Here is an 18,957-nt window from a genome sequence, read left to right on the forward strand (position 1 = left end):
CGGCGCCCTATGAAGAAAGCCGCTAGCGTGTCCATGGTCGCAACACATCCCATTGCCGGCTGCTGTCGGCCCAGTGAACCACGGGCAGGATGAGCCGCTGCAAAGTGGCCGCCGTGCCCGCAACCGCAAGCGCCGCAAGCGAGCCGCGCGGCACGGCGTCGGCGAGATAAATGCGCGCCGCCTGGAAATTCATCTGGCCGATCTGCAGCACATCGTCGCCGCGCCCGTAATCGAGCTCGTTCCGGCAGAAGTCGTTGTAAGTTTCGACCCGATGCTTGGCCGCGTCGTCGAAGGACTTTTTCAGATCATCCGATCCGCCGGTATAGGCATTGGTGATGACAAAGCGTTCCTCGTCGAAACCGGCATCCGCGCCGACGCCGAAGACATGACGATGACGCGCCATGATCTGCCGCGCCAGAAGGACATGGGTTAGCGACCGCCGCGCCCCGGAATGAGGATCGGGAAACACGTTGGCAAAGGCCTCCGCCACCATCCCGACCACGGCCGGAACCTGCGTCACGTTGGAGATCCAGACCGGCCTGAACTGGTTGCGCAGGAACATCAGGAAGCAGGTCAGGCCGTAAAGAATCCAGCTCAGGCCGCGGCTGCGCTCCTCCGGATCGACCATGACCAGTCCGAGATGCAAGACCTCATAGGGCTTGCCGGCCAGCGATATCTCCATCGGCGCCAGCGCATTGAAGGCGATCGGCCGCCCGTCGCCGCGCCGGTAGACGACGGTGATGATGGCATGTTCCAGCCGGCTGCGGTCGCCGGAAAACACACCGTAGGTCAGGCTGCCATCCCCCAGCGTTTTCGACGCGACCAGCCGCAAATCCTGCGTCAGCTGCTCCAGCTCGGCCGGCTGCATCCAGCGTCCGGGCCGCTCGACGACGCGCGTATCGTAGTCGTCGGATGCGCGCATGCGCACATCCATGAACCGACCCGGCAGCATCTGCAGAACCGCACCCAGCAAGTCTTGTTGTCCCCGTGGACCGAACGCGCATGATGACGGCATCGGCCTAAGGCGGGGTAAACCCTGCAAATGGCAGGTTTCGGCCGGCCTGCCAGGATGGACGGCGGCGACATCCCCGGCCACGATGGCCCTATCCGGAATGAGGTGAGCGGCAGATGATCAAGGCGACCCCTTTCGACTTTCCCTATGACGGCCGGCTGATCGCCGAAAACACCGCGTTGATCGTCATCGACCTGCAGGAGGATTTCCTGTCGACGACGGGTTACTTCGCCAAACAGGGATATGACCCGACGCCATTGCGGGCGATCTTGCCTGTGGTGAGCCGGCTGATCGCAGCGGCGCGTGCGGCGGGTCTCAGGATCATCCACACCAGGCAAGGCTATCGTGGCGACATGGCCGACATGACGCCCTACGAAAAATGGCGCCGCCAGCGGGCCGGGCTCGAAGGCACCGAAATCCTGCTGCGTTCAGGCCCGGGCTTCCAGATCGTGCCGGAGATCGACGTCGCGGCGGAAGACATCATCGTCGACAAGACCTGCAACGGCGCTTTCACCTACACGGACCTGGAGCTGGTTCTGCGGGCGCAAGGCATCACGCATCTCATGTTTTCGGGATGCACGACCGATGTCTGCGTGCACACGACGTTGCGCGAGGCCTGCGACCGGAATTTCCAGTGCCTGACCATTTCGGACGCCTGCGCCAGCGGCGACCGCAAGGCCCATGAGGCAGCGCTGCACATGGTCACGGTTGAGAACGGCGTCTTCGGCGCGCTGACCGATTCAGACGCCGTCATCGCCGCCTTGTCGCAAATGGGCGGCAAGGCAAGTTATTGACCCCGGAGGGACAGCACCCCCCTCTGGCCTGCCGGCCATCTCCCCCTCAAGGGGGGAGATCGGCAGCTTGAATGGCGTCGCCACTACTGCAACGTTGATGATTGGCGAAAGCAGTGATGCACCCAATCTCCCCCCTTGAGGGGGAGATGTCCGGCAGGACAGAGGGGGGTGCTGTCCCGCCAGCGTTTCAAGATCGCGATTCGCAGCAGGCGTCAGTTCCGGTACGCAACTACCCTGCGTGAATGTCCGAGCCGGCTCGTGATACAAACGCCCCGGGTTGGCCGACCTCAGCTTCGCGACGTGCCAGCGAATTGCGCAGCAGCGCGATCGTCTCGCGGCCGGCGGCCGCAATCTCGCGCGGCCTGTCGACACCGACGATCATGAATTCGTGGATGCCGAGGGCCGCATAGGGCAGCAGCGACAGCGCGATCTGCGCTGGCGGCCCGAAAACCTCGACCGCCTTGTGGCCGGTGGCGTTGCCTTCCGAACGGATGCGAACGGGAAGCGCAAAACGCACCTTGCTGGCCCGGCCGTGTTCGGCGGCGGCGCTGCGCACGCGCGCCATCAGCTGGCGGATCTCGTCGAGCGTATCAGGCGTCAGTTCGAAGACATCGGCATGCCGCCCGGCGACCTTGAGCGCGGTTCCGGACTGGCCGCCCATGCGGATGGTGACATCGGCGCCATGCGGGCCCTTGCGCGGCACGTAGCCGCCCTTGACGCTGTAGAAGGCGCCTTCATGGTCGAAGGGTCGGTCGTTCGACCACAGCCGCTTCAGCAGCACCAGATATTCGTCGATGCGCTGCCAGACCACCGTATGGCCAACCGGACGCGTCTCGGCATCGTCGTCGTTGAGCGGCTCGCTCAGCATCCTCAGCGACAGCCGCCCGCCGCTCTTGGCGTCGAGCGCCGCTAACTGCCGCGCCGCCACCGTCGGCTCGATCACGCCGGCCCAATGCGTCAGCACCACCTCCAGCGACGAGGTGCGGTCCAGCGCCTGGGCGGCAATGTCCATATTGGTAAGCAGACCGGCCTGGTCGTCGACGACGATCTTCTGGAAGCCGGCATCCTCGATCAGCGACAGTTTTGTCGCCGTCTCCAGAAAATCGTAGAAAAAGGGCACGGCCGAACCGGCGGGGTGCGTTTTACCGGGAACATGCGTGAACTCGATCGGCATCGCCATCTCCTCCATCACGTTGCAATCAGCGGGCGCGCGAAAGCGCACCGCGATTAGGGTTCATTCAACTCCGGTTGCCTGAAAGCGGTAGGCCGCTACCCCCAGTCACCCAGGAGAAGAGTCACTCAGGGAATAAGACCCAGGACCACTGCCCCGGTGAACACAAACGCGAGGGCAAAGACGAGATAGGCGAAGGCGCCCGCATAGGCCGGGCGAAAAGTCTGGGCATTGGCCAGCCTTTGGCCGCTGCGATCAGTCTGGGCGTTCTGGATATAGGACATACCGACCTCCGTCTCGGCGGTTAATCTATAAAATCAGTAGACTTTGTCGATTGCTATTTTTTGGCCATTGCTGGAACGATTTTCTCCAACCGGGCAAGAAATTGGTCGTCGTTTGCTGGGTGAGGCGTCCGGGCGATCGAACGGCTTCGGGCGACGACATGCCCGGTGTGCATGAATGGCCCTATGGCCGCGCTCCTCTGCACCACATTCATGCATTGGCCGTCAGGGACATGAGGGATAGCATCGCTGCCCGGACGAAAAATCACCAGATAGGACAAGGGGAGCTGAAAATGAGCGGAAGACTGGCCGGCAAGGTCGCCATCGTATCGGGCGGCGCGACGGGAATGGGCGGGGCGGCCTCGGAACTCTTCGCCGCCGAAGGCGCCAAGGTGGCGATCATCGACCGCAACGGCGAAGCGGCCGCCGCCACCGCGGCAGCGATCCGTGCGCGCGGCCATGTCGCCGAGCATTTTGTCGCCGACGTCTCCGACGAAGCGCAGGTTCAGGCGGCGGTCAAAGGGGCGAGCGAATAGTTCGGGCCGGTCACCGTGCTGTTCAACCATGCTGGCACCATCGTCATAAAGCCGTTCCTGGAGACGACGGTTCAGGAATGGGACTGGCTGCATGCCGTCAATGTGCGCTCGATGTTCCTGATGACGCGCGCCGTGCTGCCCGGCATGATAGCGGCCGGCGGCGGATCGATCGTCTGCACCTCGTCGATCTCAGCGGTGGCGGCGACGCCGATGGAGGTGCTCTACGACACCACCAAGGGCGCCTGCCACATGTTCGCGCGCGCCATCGCCGTCGAGTTCCGCGACCGCAACATCCGTTGCAACGCCGTCTGCCCAGGCTTCATCCGCACCCCGCACGGCCTGCGCGAGGTTGCCGATCTCAGCAAACTCGGCGTCGACGTCTCCGACGCGGCGATGGCCGCCCAGCAAGGCCGTATCGGCGAGCCGGAAGAGGTGGCGAAGGCGGCGCTGTATCTCGCCAGCGACGAGGCCAGCTTCGTCAATGGCGCGCATCTGTTCGTGGATAATGGCTTTACGGCGATGTGAGGCTTTCCAGAATCTAGGTTCCTCGCCCCCGTGAAGCGGGGGAGAGGTGGCCGCGAAGCGGACGGGGAGGGGCTGCGACGCTGGAGTTTTCACGGGACCACGACGAGGTCGAGCCATTCCCCCTCTCCGTCTCGGCTTCGCCGAGACACCTCTCCCCCACCTTCGTGGGGGCGAGGAACCCAAGCCTTGCTACCCTTGCTACCGCTCTTCCCGCCGAAACGGCTTCAGCAATGCCGAAGGCGCCACCGCATTGCGCGACATCACTGCCATGGCGACGATGGTGAAGATGAAGGGCAGCATCAGGAACGCCTCGTAGGGGATGTGGCCGAGCCCGCTGGCCTGCATGCGCAATTGCAAGGCATCGACGAAGGCGAACAGCAGCGCCGCCCCGGCCGAGCGCCACGGGTCCCAGCGGCCGAAGACGACCAGCGCGATCGCTACCCAGCCGCGCCCAGAGACGACGCCGAAGGTGAAGGCGTTGAACTGCGCCATCGTCAGAAACGCGCCGGCCAAGCCCATCAGGGCGCCGCCGAGGATGACCGCCTGGAAGCGCGTGGCAATGACGCTGACGCCGGCCGAATCGGCGGCGCGCGGATTTTCGCCGACCATGCGCACCGACAGGCCCCATGGCGTGCTGTAGAGCACGAAAGCCGCCAAGGGGATGGCCAGCATCGCCATGTAGACCAGCGAAAACTGGTTGAAGATGGCCGGCCCGAGCACCGGAATGTCGGAGAGAAACGGAATCGGCAGCGTGGCGAATCCCTTGATATTCGGCGGCACCGATTGCTGGCCAAAAATCAGCCGGTAGAGGAAATAGGCAAGGCCCGACGAAAACAGTGTCACGCCGATGCCGCAGACATGCTGGCTGAGGCCCAGCGCCACCGTGAACAGCGCATGCAGCGCGCCCATCAGCATGCCGGTCAGCACCGCCACCAGCACGCCCAGCCACAGGCTGCCGCTGAGGCTGGTCGCGGTGAAGCCGGTCATCGCCGACAAAAGCATGATGCCTTCGATGCCGAGATTGAGCACGCCGGCCCGCTCGGAGAACATCTCGCCCAGCGTGGCAAAAGCCAGCGGCGTGGCGATGCGGATGATGGCGGCGAGAAACCCGACCTGAAAGATCTGTTCGAACACCGCGCTCATTTGGCAGCTCCGACGCTGCGGATGCGATAGGCGGTGAACAGCAGTGCCACCAGCATGGCAAGCAGCGCGGTGCCCTGGATGACATCGCTGAGGAAGGCCGGGACGCCGGTCGCCCGCGACATCGCCTCGGCGCCGGTCATCACGGCGGCAAGGAAGATCGCCGCCGGCACCACGCCGAGCGGGTTGAGCCGCGCCAGCATGGCAACGACGATGCCGGAATAGCCGTAGCCCGGCGAAATGTCGCTCATCACCTGGAAATGCACGCCGCCGACCTCGCCGACGCCGGCGAGCCCCGCCAGCGCGCCGGAGAGCAACGCCGTCGAGATCAGCACCCGCTCGACATGGATGCCGCCATAGCGCGCCGCTTCCGGATTTTCGCCGGTGACCCTGATCTTGAAGCCGAGTGTGGTGCGCACGATCAGGAACCAGATGATCGGTGCGGCGAGCAGCGCCACGAGGACGCCGAGATGCAGCCTTGTGCCTTCGAGCAGCACCGGGAAATTGGCCGAATCCTCGATCGGCGGCGAGATCGGATAGCCGCTGAACGTATCCTTCCATGGCCCTTCGATGAGCGCCATCAGGGCGTAATAGATGACCGAGTTGAGCAGCAGCGAGGAGACGACGTCATCGACCTTGAACTTCACCCGCAGCGTCGCCGGCACCAGCGCCACCGCAGCCCCGGCCGCCGCACCCGCCAGCGCCATCAAAAGCATGGCGAGCGGCCCTGGCATGGGGATGGCGCCGACAAAGCAGCTGGCGACCGCGCCGGCGAGCAACTGGCCCTCGGCGCCGATGTTCCAGAATTTCGCCCGGAAGGCGACGGCGACCGCGAGCCCGGTGAAGACCATAGGTGCTGCGCGCACCAGCGTTTCGGTGATGGCATAGCTGTCACCGAACGAAGCCGTAAACATCACGCCATAGGCTTCGAGAACGCCGGCGCCGGCCAGCGCGATGAGGCCACTGCACAGGATGAGCGTCGCCCCGATGGCCAGCAGAGGCAGCGCCAGATTGAACCAGGTGGGCGTCGAGGTGCGGGCTTCGAGACGGAACATCAGGCCACCGCCTCCGCCTTTCCGGCCCCGGTCATCAGCAGGCCGAGCCGTGCGATCGTGGCGTCAGTGCTGTCGAGCGTGCCGGCGATGCGGCCCTCATACATCACCGCGATGCGATCGCAGAGCACCAGCAATTCTTCGAGATCCTCGCCGATGACGATGAGGCCACAACCCTTGGCGCGCATATCGAGGAATTTTTCATGGATGAAACGGGCCGCACCGATGTCGAGGCCACGGGTTGGCTGGGAGACGATCAGCACCTTCGGATCGAACGCAAGCTCGCGCGCCAGAAGCGCCTTTTGCAGATTGCCGCCGGACAGCGCCCCGGCGCGCGTCATCGGTCCGGGGCAGCGTATGTCGTAGGCCTTGATCTGTTCTTCGGCGAAGGCTCGGATCGCATCCGGCTTGAGCAGGCCTCGGCTGCTGAACGCCGCCGTGCCGATGCGCGGCAAAACCATGGAGTCGGCGAGCGGCAGATTGGTGACCAGCCCGGTCGTCATGCGGTCTTCCGGAATGCGGCCGAGACCAAGCGCCTGCAACTCGCGAGGCGAAAACCGCGACACTTGTTTGCCGGCTATCGTCATCTGGCCAGCATCTGGCACACGTACGCCGGAAATCACCTCGGCCAGCGTCCGCTGGCCATTGCCGGAGACACCGGCAATGCCGAGAATCTCGCCGGCGCGGACCGAGAGCGACACATCGCGCAGCGCCATGCCCGAATGGTGCGATGTCGATATCCCGTCCAGCGTCAGGACCGCTGCTCCGGGGGTCGACGGTCCCCGCGCCGGCGGCACGATTTCGTGGCCGCACATCAGCTGCGCCATCTCGGAGGATGTCGTGTTGGCCGGGTCGTCGACGCGGCCGGCGACGCGGCCATGCCGCAGCACGACGCAGCGATGCGTCAGCGCCCTGACTTCGTTGAGCTTGTGCGAAATAAAGATGATGCCGAGCCCTTGCGCCGCCATCGAGCGCAACGCCGAAAACAGCCCGTCGACCTCGGTCGGCGCCAGCACCGCCGTCGGCTCATCGAGGATCAGGAGCCTGGCGCCGCGAAACAGCGCCTTGACGATTTCGAGCCGCTGCTGCTCGCCGACCGAGAGTGACGAGACCGGAAGGTCGGGATCGAGCGTCAGCCCATGCTGGCGGCCGATCTCGGCCAGCCGCGCCAGCCCGCCGGCGCGGTCGATGCGGCCGGATTTGCCTGGGATGCCGATAAGCAGGTTCTCCAGAACCGTAAGCCTTGGTGCCAGGTGAAAATGCTGATGCACCATGCCGATGCCGGCGGCCAGCGCATCGGCAGAACTGGTGATCCGCACCGGCTTGCCCTGGATCAGAATCTCGCCGGCATCCGGCGCATAAGCGCCGAACAGCACGTTCATCAAGGTGGTCTTGCCGGCGCCGTTTTCGCCGAGCAGCCCGAGGATTTCGCCGGGCGCGACGCTCAGATCGACGGCCTCGTTCGCCTTGACGGCGCCGAAGTTTTTGGAGATGCCGCGCATTTCTATGAGAGGGGCGGGCGTCGGCAAGGGGCTTTTCCCGTTTTGAGGGTGGCGTTTGGAGCGGCTCCTCACCCTCCCCCTTGTGGGGAGGGTCGGCTTACGATCGCAGCGAAGCGAAGATCGTGAGACGGGGTGGGGGTGCGCCCTACGAGACCCCCACCCCGCTCCGCTTCGCGGATCGACCCTCCCCACAAGGGGGAGGGTGAAAGATCAATCCGAGACCGGCGTGTTCTCGTCGACATCCACCCGGAAATTGCCTTCCAGAATCTCGGCCTTCTTCTTCTCGACCAGGTCCTTGACCTCCGCCGGCAGCGTCTTGTCGAACTTGTGGTACGGCGCCAGGAACGAACCGCCCTTGGCCATGCGCGAGAAATCGCCATAGTCCTGCGCGGTGAAGACGCCGGCCTTGACCAGCTTGATCGCCTGTTCGACGGTCGGGTACATGTCCCAGACCGGCCCGGTGATCACCGTGTCGGGGCCGAGGCTCGCCTGGTCCGACATGTTGGAGATGGCCAGGATCTTCTTTTCCGCCGCCGCTTCGATGACGCCGAAGCGCTCGGCATAGATGACGTCTGCACCGGCATCGATCTGGGCGATCGCCGCTTCCTTGGCCTTCGGCGGATCGAAGAACGAACCGATGAAGGCGACCTTCTTCTTGATGTTCGGATTGACCTCCTTGGCGCCGGCAAAGAAGGCGTTGACCAGCCGGTTCACTTCCGGAATGCCCATCGCCGCGACGGCGCCGACCGTACCCGACTTCGACATCTTGCCGGCGATCAACCCGGAGAGATAGGCCGGCTCGTGGATCCAGTTGTCGAAGACGCCGAAATTAGGCTCCGCCGGCCCGGCGCCTGAGCCGAACAGAAAGGCGGTCTTCGGGAACTGCTTGGCCGTCTTGCGCGATTCACGCTCGGCGGCGAAGGCATCGCCCAGCACCAGCTGATAGCCGCCTTGCGCATATTCGCGCATCACGCGGCTGAAATCGGCGGTCTGCACCTTTTCCGACCATTTGTACTCGATGCCGAGTTCCTTCTCGGCCTTCTGCAAGGCGACATGGATCTGGTTGTCCCATGGCTCCTCGATCGGCGTGGCAAAGATCGCCGCCACCTTGAGCTTCTTGTCCTTGGCGAAGGCGCTGCCCGGCAGCATGGCGGCCGCCAGTCCGAGAGCGCCCAGTTCCAGCACGTTGCGTCGCGAAAGCCCTTGAATCTTGCTGTTGTCGTCTTTCATGGAAGTGCCCCTCTGGCTGACAGCCGTGTCGAGCCGGCTGTTCTCAGGAATGTAGACGGGGAACTATGGAACGACGCTTGACTTTTGTCCACATGGTCAAATTTGACGCACTGAGTCAGTCTGAAACCTGCCCGCCAACACTGCCCAGATAGGCGCTGATCGCTTTCGCTGTGGCCTCCGCACGCGCACGAGAGGTTGCCCTCTGACCCAATCCCATATGATCGCGTTCGATCTCCATGAGAAAATTCACAGCATCTTCCAACACCCAGTCTCTTTGGAGCCGTCCAGCCGCTTCAAGGAGATACGAATCATACTCATCTGCAAAGGGCTTGTGGTTCCAAACCTCGCCTTTTGCCAGCAAACCTATTGGATCCCACTCAGCAAACCCGATGTCTCGCAAGTAGGAAAGCTTCAAAGGGTGATTCATTTTCACGCGTTCCCCCTACACGATCACCGCACGACCGCCATCACTGTCCGGCGGCAGTGTCTTCCCACGAACCGGTTTCAGCCATCTGCCTGAGCAGCGGCGCTACTTTGAACACATCCTTGCCGGTCCGCTCATGCCAGTAGTCCAACTGCTCGATGATCTTGCTCGCCCCTTCGAGCCCGGCCCAGAACATCGGTCCGCCCTTGCCCACGGGAAAGCCGTAGCCATTGACCCAGACGATATCGATGTCGGAGGCGCGGGCGGCGATCTTCTCCTCGAGGATCTTCGCGCCCTCGTTGACCAGCGGATAGAGCGTGCGCTCGATGATCTCCTCGGTGCCGATGGTGCGCGGCGCGATGCTTTTTTCCGCCGCCTTGTCGCGGATCAGCGCTTCGACCTCCGGATTGGGAGCAGGCGTGCGCGAGCCGTTCTCGTAGCGATAGAAGCCGCTGCCGGTCTTCTGGCCAAAACGCCCCTGTTCGCACAGCGTGTCGGCAATCACTGCCGTCAGGCCGCGCGCCTTGCGGTTGCGCCAACCGATGTCGAGCCCGGCGAGGTCACCCATCTGGAAAGGCCCCATCGGCCAGCCGAAATCGGTGAATGCCTTGTCGATCTGGCTGGGCGTTGCGCCCTCAAGCAGCAGCGCCTCTGATTCCGAACCCCGCGCGGCCAGCATGCGGTTGCCGACAAAACCGTGGCAGACGCCAACGACGACCGGCACCTTGCCGATGCGCCGCGCCAACTCGACGACCGTCGCCAGTGCGTCCGGCGCGGTCTTCTCGGCCCGCACGATCTCCAGCAGCCTCATGACATTGGCCGGCGAAAAGAAATGCAGGCCGACGACATCCTGCGGCCGCGACGTCGCGGCGGCGATGGCGTTGACGTCGAGATAGGAAGTGTTGGTGGCCAGGATCGCGCCGGACCTGGCCACTGCGTCGACTTTTGCGAACACCTCGTGTTTGACCGCCATGTCCTCGAACACCGCCTCGACGATAAGGTCGCAATCGGCGAGGTCGCCGTAGTCGGTGGACCCCTTGAACAGGCCGAGCCGCTCGCTCTTGGCGTCTTCCGACAACGAACCACGCGTGACCGAAACGGAATAGTTTTTCTCGATCGTCGCCAGCCCGCGCTGCAGTGCTTCGCCGCTGGTTTCCAGCAAGGTCACGGGATAACCGCCATTGGCAAACGCCATGGCGATGCCGCCGCCCATCGTGCCGGCGCCGATGACACCAACGCGTTCTATCTGGCGCCTTGCGACGTCCTTGCCGGGGCCCTTTGCTGCCTCACGTTCGGCGAAGAACAGGTGCCGCTGGGCACGCGATTGGTCGCCGGCGACGAGTTTTAGGAACAGCGCCCGCTCCGCCGCCAGCGCTTCCTCGAACGGCAGCGAGATGGCGTTGCGGACCGCTTGCGCGCAGGCGACCGGCGCTTCGAGGCCGCGCACCTTTTTCGCCAGCTCCGCCGCTTGCTTGTCGAAGGCCGGGAGATCGACTTCCTGGAGCCGCTCGTCGCGCTCGCGCACCGGTATGAACGGCCTGCCCTCGGCAACCATTTCGCCGGCGAAACGAACAGCTTGCGCGACAAGGTCGCGGTCGAAGAGCGCATCGACCAGGCCCGAGACCAGCGCATCGCCCGCGCCGATCGGCGTTCCAGAAACGATCATGCCGAGCGCCTTTAGCGCACCGACGAGGCGCGGCAGCCGCACCGTGCCGCCGCCACCCGGCAGCAGCCCGAGCTTCACTTCAGGCAGGCCGAGCCTAGCCTGGACATCGGCGACGCGGAAATGACAGCCGAGCGCCAGTTCCAGCCCGCCGCCGAGCGCGGTGCCATGGACGGCGGCAACCGTCGGCTTGGCAATGGTCTCCAGCGTCGCCACGATGGCGCGCAGCTCTGGCTGCTGCAGCGGCTTGCCAAACTCGGTGATGTCGGCGCCGGCAACGAAGGTACGCCCGGCGCAGGCGATGACGATGGCCGCGACCGATGGATCGTCGCGCAGCGAAACCAGGGCCTGCATCAACGGCTCGCGGACATGGAAGCTCAGCGCATTGACCGGCGGATTGTCGATGGTGACGATGGCAACGCCGTTCTCGTTTGCGACGTTGACAGAATTGGACACGCGGAACCTCCCGAGACCGGCTGCGATCGCGGATGGGTTTACTAGGCCGTGCCGCAAATGGAAACCCGATCCGCCTCTGGCCCAATGCTTGGCCGTGAGCCTACCGTCGACTTGCTGCCTAGGCTGCCAGGCAATTGCGCGTCGGCGCTGCGCCCGCCGCGTCACGAAGAGGCCGCAGCCGAGGCCGTGGAGGAACAGAAGCCCGGCAACGGCCGTGTAGGAGAAGCAGGGGCTGGCAGGGCCAGCAGCGCCACGAAGCTCGCGGCACCCGCCACCATGCCGCCAACAGAAAACGAAACGCCTTCGAAACGATCCCAGAAACAGCCGGAGATCGGCGCTGCGCCGAGCATCAAGATCGCCGACCAGAGCAGCGTCTCCTCGATTGAGTACCAAGATTGTACATTTCGGCCCGGCCGAACTGGTCGCCGAGACGGCCGAATGCGACGACCAGCACGGCGGCGGCGATGATGTAGCCGACGGCGCCCACGCCAGATTGTTGATTTTTCCAGGGTCGAGCACCTGAGCCCATGCCGCGGAACGCAGCCGGCAGGCTGATCAAAAGGATCGGGCCTTTGTTGGCGGCGGCCAGCGTGGTTGCTCAGAACCTTCCATCCGTGTTGTTGCGGACGGTCCTGCATGGTGGTGATCATCGTGGTAATGTCCGGCAACGCTGGCATGATAGCCGCCGTGCTAGATATGAGGGTGGTCTGCGTCATATGAGGCTGACCTCACATATGTATGAGGATACTCTCACGTATATATGAGGATGGTCTCACTTTTGGAAGTATGAGGATGACCTCTGAAAAGGCAAGCACAACACTGCCGCAGCCGCGCGCGCCGCAGCAAAAAAGAGGCCACGATCGCGTCGCGGCCCTGATGGCGGCAGCCGCGGAGCTGTTCGTCGAAAAGGGTTTCGAGGCCACGACGATGACCGAGATCGCTGCCAGGGCGGGGGCGGCAATCGGCACGCTCTACCTGTTCTTCCCGACCAAGCAGGCCATGGCGCAGGCGATCCTGGTCGCCACGGCGGAAGAGCTGTCGGCCGAGCTCGATGGCCTGCGCGAGCAAACCGAGGCGATGCACGCGGCGACAATCGCCGACCAGTTGTTCGCGTTGCTGGGCACGTTCATGGCCACGCATCCGGTCTATTCGGCGCTGCTCGATCTGCCCGGCGACGATCAGTGGCGGCGTGCGGTGCGCGCCCGCCGCCGGGAGCAGATCGCCGCCTTGTTTGCGCAAGCCTATCCGCCCTTGCCGGCGGAGCAGGCGGAGCGCCTGGCGGTGATCGTACCACAGCTTATGCGCATACCTCTGACGCTGGTCGGCGAGGAGCGCCTGCGCGACGAGGTGCTGGATGAGTTGCGGCTGATGCTGAACAGGCATCTGGAGTCATGAGAAGGCTGACGCAGGTGATCGGCCAGAGCATGATCCCGAAAAGTGGAACCTGGTTTTCGGAGAAATCATGCTCAAGCAAAAAGATAGAGCGCCATCCCGATTCCATCGGGATGGAACAGGCTCTACCGCACTGCCTTCTGCCCGCCCGCCACCGTGATGACGCCAACGATGATCAGCCCGGTCAGCAACAGCCGAACGCCGGCGCTGACGCCAAATGTGTTGAGCATGGTCAACAGCAGCACCAGGAACAGCGCTGCGCCCCAGACGCCTGGCACATTGGCCTTGCCGCCGGCCACCGAGGTGCCGCCGATGACGACGACGGCGATAGAGGCCAGGAGATACTCGTTGCCGATATCGACATTGGCGCCACGGAAATAGCCGGCCAGCAGCGCTCCGTCGATGCCGCCCAGCGCGCCCGACAGCGTGTAGGTGAGGAAGCGGATGCGGCCGACATTGACGCCGGCCAGCCATGCAGCACGGATGTTCTGGCCGATCGCCAGCACCGAGCGACCGTAGATCATGCGTTGCAGCGCGATGGCAGCACCGATGGTGAACAGCACGGTGAGGATCGCCAGCACCGGAATGCCAAGAATCTGCCAGTTGGCGAAATCGGCGAAGCCCGGCGGCGGCTTGATCTGCAGCCCGCGCCCATAGCTGATGTCGATCGACTGGATGATGAAGCTTGCCGACAAGGTGGCAATGATCGGCGGAATGCGTAGCGCCCAGATCAACAGATAGTTGGCGGCGCCGATGGCCATGCCGCAGGCGAGCGCTGCCAGCAGCCCGACCGCGATCATGGAGTCGTTACCGTCCATGACTTTCATAGCGACCGCGCTGGCCAGACCGATATTGGCCGGCAGCGACAGGTCGACATTGCCAGGTCCGAGCGTGATGACGAACATCTGGCCGACGCCGACGATGACGGTGAAGACGGCGAGCGACAAGGCCGCGGTGATCATGCCGCCGCCGCCATAGCCGCCGGTGAAGGCGATGGTTGCCAGCCACACCAGAACCGCGCCGAGAAACGACCAGATCCAGGGTTTGGCGAGCATTGTCCGCAGCGAGGCCATCTCACCTCTCCTTGCGGCTGATCAGCACCCGGGCCGCCAGCACGATGATGAGGATGGCGCCGTTGGCGGCCACCTGCCAGTCGGGTGGAATGTGCATGAAGGTGAGAAGCGGCGAGGCGGCGAGCGCCAATGTCAGCGCGCCGAGCACGGCGCCTATCGGCGACACCCGGCCGCCGACGAATTCGCCGCCGCCGAGGATGACGCCGGCGATCGACAGCAGCGTGTAACCATTGCCGATATTGGCATCGGCCGAGGTGGTGATACCGATCAGCGCCATGCCGGAGAGCACGCCGAACAGGCCGGTCAGCGCAAACAGCACGATCTTGGTTTTGAGCAGCGACCAGCCGGCGCGCCCAAGCGCCGCAGGATTGCCCCCGGAGCCACGCAGGATGACGCCATAGGAGGTGCGCATCAGGCCGAAATGGACGACCGCCGCAATCAGCAGCGCGGCAATGATCGGGAACGGAATGAAGGGCGGCTTGAAGGCCATCAGCGACAGCAGCCAGTCCGGCGCCTTGCCGCCGGGTTTTGGCAAGACGAGAATGGCAAGCCCTTGCCAGACAAAGCTCATGCCCAGCGTCACCACGATCGACGGCAGATTGCGCAGATGGATCAGCGCCCCGAGCAGCGCATAGACACCGATCGAGCCGAGCAGGATGACGACGCCGGTGAGCGGCGCATCCTTCAGCCATGTCGCGGTGACACAGCCGACGAAACCGACAAAGGTGCCGATCGACAGATCGAGCTCATTGCCTGCGATGACGAACATCTGCGCGATCGTCGCCAGCGCGATCGGGATCGCCAGATTGAGCATCAGGCTGAAGCCGAAATAGCTGATGGCGCGCGGGTTGAGCCAGGCGATGGCCAGCAGCACCAGCACCAGCGACAGCGCCGGCAGCAGGCCGCGCAGCAGCCTGGCCCGCGCCAGCGCGCCGCGTTCGGAAGAGCCTTTCGGGGCGGTCGCGACGGAAGCCATTGTCATCTCAGGCCGCGTCGCCGAACGAGGACTGGATGATCTTTTCCTCCGTCAACTCGTCGCGCCGAAGATTGGCGACGATGCGGCCGTTCTTGAAGACATAGATGTGGTCGCAATTGTCGAGCTCTTCGGTTTCGGTGGTGTACCAGAGGAAGGTGCGGCCGAGGCGCGCCTCTTCGCGCACGAGGTCATAGACTTCGAGCTTGGTGCCGATATCGACGCCGCGCATCGGATCATCCATCAGCACGATCTTGGCGTCCGAGCCGAGCGCCCGCGCGAACAGGGCTTTCTGCTGATTGCCGCCGGACAGTGAAAAAATGTTGTTGTTCATGTCCGGCGTGCGGATGCCGATCTTCTTTTGCCAGAATGCGCCCAGTTCCGCTTCCCGCTGCGGCGAGATCAACAGACCGGTGCGCAAGCGCGCCAGCGAGCGGATGCCGATGTTCTCCGATATCGACCATTGCGGAAAGATTCCGTCCGACTGGCGGTCGCCAGCCACCAGCGCCACCGGCGCGGTCACCTCGATGCCGGTCCTGGCGCGCTGAGCAGCGGCGAAGATCGCCAACAGCAGATCCGTCTGTCCATGGCCGGCAAGCCCGGCCAGGCCGATGATCTCGCCCGCATGCGCGACGAGTTCCTTGCCGTCCTCCTGCCGTGCCGGGCGGGCTCGAACCCGCAGCGGGCCGGCCGCTGATTTGGCCGCCACCTCGGCCACGATCTTCTCGCGCGCTTCCGCGCCACCCATCGCCGTCACCAGCTTTTCGCGATCGAAAGCCTTGGCCGCATCGGCGGCGACAACCTTGCCGTCGCGCATCACCACGATGCGGTCGGCATTGTTCAGCACCTCGCCCAGCACATGCGAGATCAGGATGCAGCTGCCGCCACCGGCGACGAAGCGGCGCACGAAGGCCAGCAACTGGCCGGCCGTATGCGCGTCGAGCGAGGATGTCGGCTCATCGAGGATGACCAGTTCGAGCGGGTCCTGCGTCACCGTGAAGGCGCGCGCCACTTCGACCATCTGGCGCCGGCCGATGGACAGGTCGCCGGCAATGTCGGCTGCCGATATGCTGTGGCCCGGAAAAATCTCGTCGAGCTTGGCGGCGATAAGATCGGCCGCCTTGCGCCGCCAGCTAAAACCGCGCAGCGACGGGTGGTTGATGCGGGTGTTTTCGGCGATGCTGAGGTTGGGGCACAGCGACAATTCCTGGAACACGCAGCGTATGCCGAGCTTTTGCGCGCGCGGCACCGAATAATGGTCCTCGATGCCGCCGCGCACGGCGATCTGGCCGCTGTCGGGCACCATTGTGCCCGCCACCATATGCATCAGCGTCGATTTACCCGCGCCATTGTGGCCGACCAGGCCGACGCACTCGCCTGATACAACGTGGAAGTCGACGCCGTTAAGCGCCCGAACGGCGCCGAAATGTTTTTCGGCCCCGTTCAGTCTGACTATGTCCAATTTGGCGGCGCCGAGATGTTTTTCGGCGCCGTCCAGTCTGGCGGTGTCTGCGTTGGCCTCAGGCATGCTCAACGATATCCGGTCGGCGATGCCAGCGGCAACAGGTCAGCCATCACTTGATGTTGGCTTTGATGGCCGCGATGGCATCTTCCTGCGTGTATTCGTGGCTGGCGACGCCGCCCTTGACGATTTTTGGCAGCTCGGCCTCGAAATCGTCCTGGGTGAAGGCGAGATACGGCACCAAGAGATCGTGCGGGATGTCGGTGCGGCCGTCGAGCACCTGCTGTGCCACCCAGAAGGCGAGCGACGACACGCCGGGCGCGATCGACGCCGACCAGGTGTTGTAGCCGTCCTTGTCCTTCTGTTCCTTCCACCACTGCAGCTCATCTTGGCGGTTGCCCATGATGATGGTCGGGCGCGGCTTGCCGGCGGCGGCGAAGGCCTGTGCGGCGCCATAGCCGTCACCGCCCTGGTCGACGATGCCGACGACATCCGGCAACGACGGCAGGATGGTAGCCACCGCCTTCTGCGCCGTGGTCTGGTCCCAGTCGCCAGTCACCGAGCCGACGATCTTGAACTCGGGATGGGCAGCGACACCCTCGAGGATGCCGGCATGGATGGCATCGTCGATCGAGGTGCCAGCAAGGCCACGGATTTCCAGGAGATTACCGCCCTTGGGCTGGAACTTGGCCATCTGCTCGACTTCCTGCTTGCCCATGTCCTTGAAGTCGACGACCACGCGGTAGGCGCAAGGTTCGGTGACGGTGCCGTCGAAGGAAACGACGGTGATGCCGGCGTCGCAGGCCTGCTTGATGGCGCCGTTGAGCGCATCGGGCGAGGCGGCGTTGATGACGATGGCGTCATAGCCCTGCAGGATCAGGTTCTGCACCTGGGCCGCCTGGGTCGGCACTTCCTTGTCGGCCGTGGTGAAGATGTCGGCAGCGCCGACCACCTTGTCGGCAACCGCCTTCTTGGTGACGATGCCATAGCTGTCGAGCATCGCCTGCCGCCACGAATTGCCGGCATAATTGTTGGAGAAGGCGATCTTCTTGCCACTGGTGTCTGCCAACGCCGTGCCTGAGGCCAGCATGGCCGCCAGGGTACTCAAGACCAGTAGTTTCTTCATGTCATAGTCCTCCCATGTGATGTTGACTGCTGCACTTGCCACCGGCTTTCAGGCCGGCGGACCTCCCATCCCGATTTGAGCACGGATGATCCCGGGCTCAAAACAGTCTCAACCCCGGCACACGAACCCTTAGCCGGTAAAGCGACGTCGACGCAGCGATGTAGAGGCTCTTCAGATCCTCGTCGCCGAAGGTGAAATTCGCACAGTCTTCCGGCGTCGCGATGACACCCAGAATGTCGCCTGAGGCATCGAAGACATGGATGCCGCCGGGGCCGGTGCAGTAGAGATTGCCACGGCTGTCGATCTTCATGCCGTCCGGCGCTCCCGGCTCCGTGCCTTCGGTCACGGCCCATACGGCGCCGCCGTTCAGATCGCCATTCGCCTCGACCCCGAACACCCGGATATGGCCGCGCTCTGTGTCGTTGATGAACAGCCGCGACTCGTCGAGCGAGAAGCACAGCCCGTTCGGCTGGGCGAAATCGTCGGCGACCAGCGTCAACCGGACGCCATCGCCGTCGATCCGATAGACGCCCTGGAACGACAGCTCCTGAGGTCTTGGCACGCCGTAGAACTCCACCCGGCCAAAGCCCGGATCGGTGAAGTAGATCGACCCGCTGGTGGCGACGACAATGTCGTTGGGGCTGTTGAGCTGCTTGTCGCCGTGATGCGTGGCCAGCACCGTCGTGCTGCCGTTCGGTTCGGCGCGGGTGACGCGGCTCGTCGCATGCTCGCAGGTGACCAGTCGGCCCTGGCGATCGAGCGTGTTGCCATTGGCCTTGTGGCTCGGCTCCCGGAACAGCTCGACATCGCCCGAGGGGCTTCGCCTGTACATGCGGCTTTCGGGAATATCGCTGAACACCAGCCATTTCTCGTAGGGGTGCCACACCGGCCCTTCGATGAAGCCGAAGCCGCTCGCCAGCCTTTCCATGGCCGCGTTGCCAACAACGTCGCCGAAACCGGAATGGCGGGCACCCACCGACGCAGCCATCATTGGCTCTTCGGTTCGCCCAAGAGCATCCATATGCTGGCGAATGGCATAAGCGCTTCCCGTATATCTTATTTTTTGTTGGGGTGAGGTTAGTCGTCGCTCCGCAGGAGCGATACCGGCCTACCCGCAGCAACGACTGTGTGTTTGCACAGTCGCA

Annotated in this window: 17 protein-coding genes and 1 pseudogene; 4 read left to right on the forward strand and 14 right to left on the reverse strand. The window is 64.1% G+C overall.

Annotated features, from left to right (window positions below; translation table 11 throughout):
* Window positions 1-22: 22 nt before the first annotated feature.
* Entirely contained in the window at window positions 23-922 is a 900-nt protein-coding gene (locus tag AC1DX6_RS28835; protein ID WP_477319693.1) for a GNAT family protein, read from the reverse strand.
* A 206-nt stretch (window positions 923-1,128) separates the two neighbouring features.
* On the opposite strand from AC1DX6_RS28835, the gene AC1DX6_RS28840 reads away from it, so the two are divergent.
* Window positions 1,129-1,806 carry a cysteine hydrolase family protein gene (locus AC1DX6_RS28840; RefSeq protein WP_477319695.1) on the forward strand — a complete coding sequence of 226 codons (678 nt, stop codon included), beginning with the start codon at window positions 1,129-1,131 and terminating at the stop codon, window positions 1,804-1,806.
* Between the two features lie 229 nt (window positions 1,807-2,035).
* Here AC1DX6_RS28840 and AC1DX6_RS28845 read toward each other — a convergent pair whose 3' ends face one another.
* On the reverse strand, window positions 2,036-2,980 hold the full coding sequence (locus AC1DX6_RS28845) for an LLM class flavin-dependent oxidoreductase (protein WP_477319697.1): 945 nt from the start codon (window positions 2,978-2,980) through the stop codon (window positions 2,036-2,038).
* 125 nt (window positions 2,981-3,105) lie between these two features.
* The gene (locus tag AC1DX6_RS28850) at window positions 3,106-3,261 is read right to left on the reverse strand and encodes a hypothetical protein (protein WP_477248798.1); all 156 of its coding nucleotides are present in this window, start codon (window positions 3,259-3,261) and stop codon (window positions 3,106-3,108) included.
* 290 nt (window positions 3,262-3,551) lie between these two features.
* On the opposite strand from AC1DX6_RS28850, the pseudogene AC1DX6_RS28855 reads away from it, so the two are divergent.
* Window positions 3,552-4,319, forward strand: a pseudogene (locus tag AC1DX6_RS28855) (SDR family NAD(P)-dependent oxidoreductase).
* A gap of 198 nt (window positions 4,320-4,517) precedes the next feature.
* Here the strand turns inward: AC1DX6_RS28855 and AC1DX6_RS28860 are convergent.
* The 6 genes from AC1DX6_RS28860 to AC1DX6_RS28885 form a co-directional block, all read right to left on the reverse strand.
* A complete protein-coding gene (locus AC1DX6_RS28860; RefSeq protein ID WP_477319699.1) occupies window positions 4,518-5,462 on the reverse strand; it encodes an ABC transporter permease in 945 nt (314 codons plus the stop codon).
* Window positions 5,459-6,514, reverse strand: a complete 1,056-nt coding sequence (locus tag AC1DX6_RS28865; protein ID WP_477319701.1) for an ABC transporter permease — start codon at window positions 6,512-6,514, stop codon at window positions 5,459-5,461. Before AC1DX6_RS28865 ends, AC1DX6_RS28860 begins: the two co-directional genes overlap by 4 nt.
* Window positions 6,514-8,013, reverse strand: a complete 1,500-nt coding sequence (locus AC1DX6_RS28870) for an ABC transporter ATP-binding protein (RefSeq protein ID WP_477319803.1) — start codon at window positions 8,011-8,013, stop codon at window positions 6,514-6,516. The genes AC1DX6_RS28865 and AC1DX6_RS28870 overlap by 1 nt, the downstream gene beginning before the upstream one ends.
* A 210-nt stretch (window positions 8,014-8,223) precedes the next feature.
* The gene (locus tag AC1DX6_RS28875) at window positions 8,224-9,243 is read right to left on the reverse strand and encodes a BMP family protein (RefSeq protein ID WP_477319703.1); all 1,020 of its coding nucleotides are present in this window, start codon (window positions 9,241-9,243) and stop codon (window positions 8,224-8,226) included.
* A gap of 115 nt (window positions 9,244-9,358) precedes the next feature.
* Complete coding sequence (locus tag AC1DX6_RS28880; protein WP_477319705.1) at window positions 9,359-9,676, reverse strand: hypothetical protein; 318 nt, start codon at window positions 9,674-9,676, stop codon at window positions 9,359-9,361.
* A 34-nt stretch (window positions 9,677-9,710) separates the two neighbouring features.
* Window positions 9,711-11,786, reverse strand: a complete 2,076-nt coding sequence (locus AC1DX6_RS28885) for a 3-hydroxyacyl-CoA dehydrogenase NAD-binding domain-containing protein (protein ID WP_477319707.1) — start codon at window positions 11,784-11,786, stop codon at window positions 9,711-9,713.
* A gap of 382 nt (window positions 11,787-12,168) precedes the next feature.
* On the opposite strand from AC1DX6_RS28885, the gene AC1DX6_RS28890 reads away from it, so the two are divergent.
* Both AC1DX6_RS28890 and AC1DX6_RS28895 read left to right on the forward strand, forming a co-directional pair.
* On the forward strand, window positions 12,169-12,309 hold the full coding sequence (locus tag AC1DX6_RS28890; protein ID WP_477319709.1) for a hypothetical protein: 141 nt from the start codon (window positions 12,169-12,171) through the stop codon (window positions 12,307-12,309).
* A gap of 269 nt (window positions 12,310-12,578) precedes the next feature.
* Window positions 12,579-13,181 (forward strand): TetR/AcrR family transcriptional regulator, encoded by a 603-nt coding sequence (locus AC1DX6_RS28895; RefSeq protein WP_477319711.1) that lies wholly within the window; start codon window positions 12,579-12,581, stop codon window positions 13,179-13,181.
* A 122-nt stretch (window positions 13,182-13,303) separates the two neighbouring features.
* Here AC1DX6_RS28895 and AC1DX6_RS28900 read toward each other — a convergent pair whose 3' ends face one another.
* The 5 genes from AC1DX6_RS28900 to AC1DX6_RS28920 form a co-directional block, all read right to left on the reverse strand.
* Window positions 13,304-14,251, reverse strand: a complete 948-nt coding sequence (locus AC1DX6_RS28900; protein ID WP_477319713.1) for an ABC transporter permease — start codon at window positions 14,249-14,251, stop codon at window positions 13,304-13,306.
* 1 nt (window position 14,252) lies between these two features.
* Window positions 14,253-15,233, reverse strand: a complete 981-nt coding sequence (locus AC1DX6_RS28905; RefSeq protein WP_477319715.1) for an ABC transporter permease — start codon at window positions 15,231-15,233, stop codon at window positions 14,253-14,255.
* Between the two features lies 1 nt (window position 15,234).
* On the reverse strand, window positions 15,235-16,752 hold the full coding sequence (locus tag AC1DX6_RS28910) for an ATP-binding cassette domain-containing protein (protein ID WP_477319717.1): 1,518 nt from the start codon (window positions 16,750-16,752) through the stop codon (window positions 15,235-15,237).
* A gap of 46 nt (window positions 16,753-16,798) precedes the next feature.
* Window positions 16,799-17,812 carry a substrate-binding domain-containing protein gene (locus AC1DX6_RS28915; RefSeq protein WP_477319719.1) on the reverse strand — a complete coding sequence of 338 codons (1,014 nt, stop codon included), beginning with the start codon at window positions 17,810-17,812 and terminating at the stop codon, window positions 16,799-16,801.
* A gap of 97 nt (window positions 17,813-17,909) precedes the next feature.
* A complete protein-coding gene (locus tag AC1DX6_RS28920) occupies window positions 17,910-18,800 on the reverse strand; it encodes an SMP-30/gluconolactonase/LRE family protein (RefSeq protein ID WP_477319721.1) in 891 nt (296 codons plus the stop codon).
* Window positions 18,801-18,957 lie beyond the last annotated feature (157 nt).

The sequence above is a fragment of the Mesorhizobium sp. P2_C4 genome, from assembly GCF_056404575.1.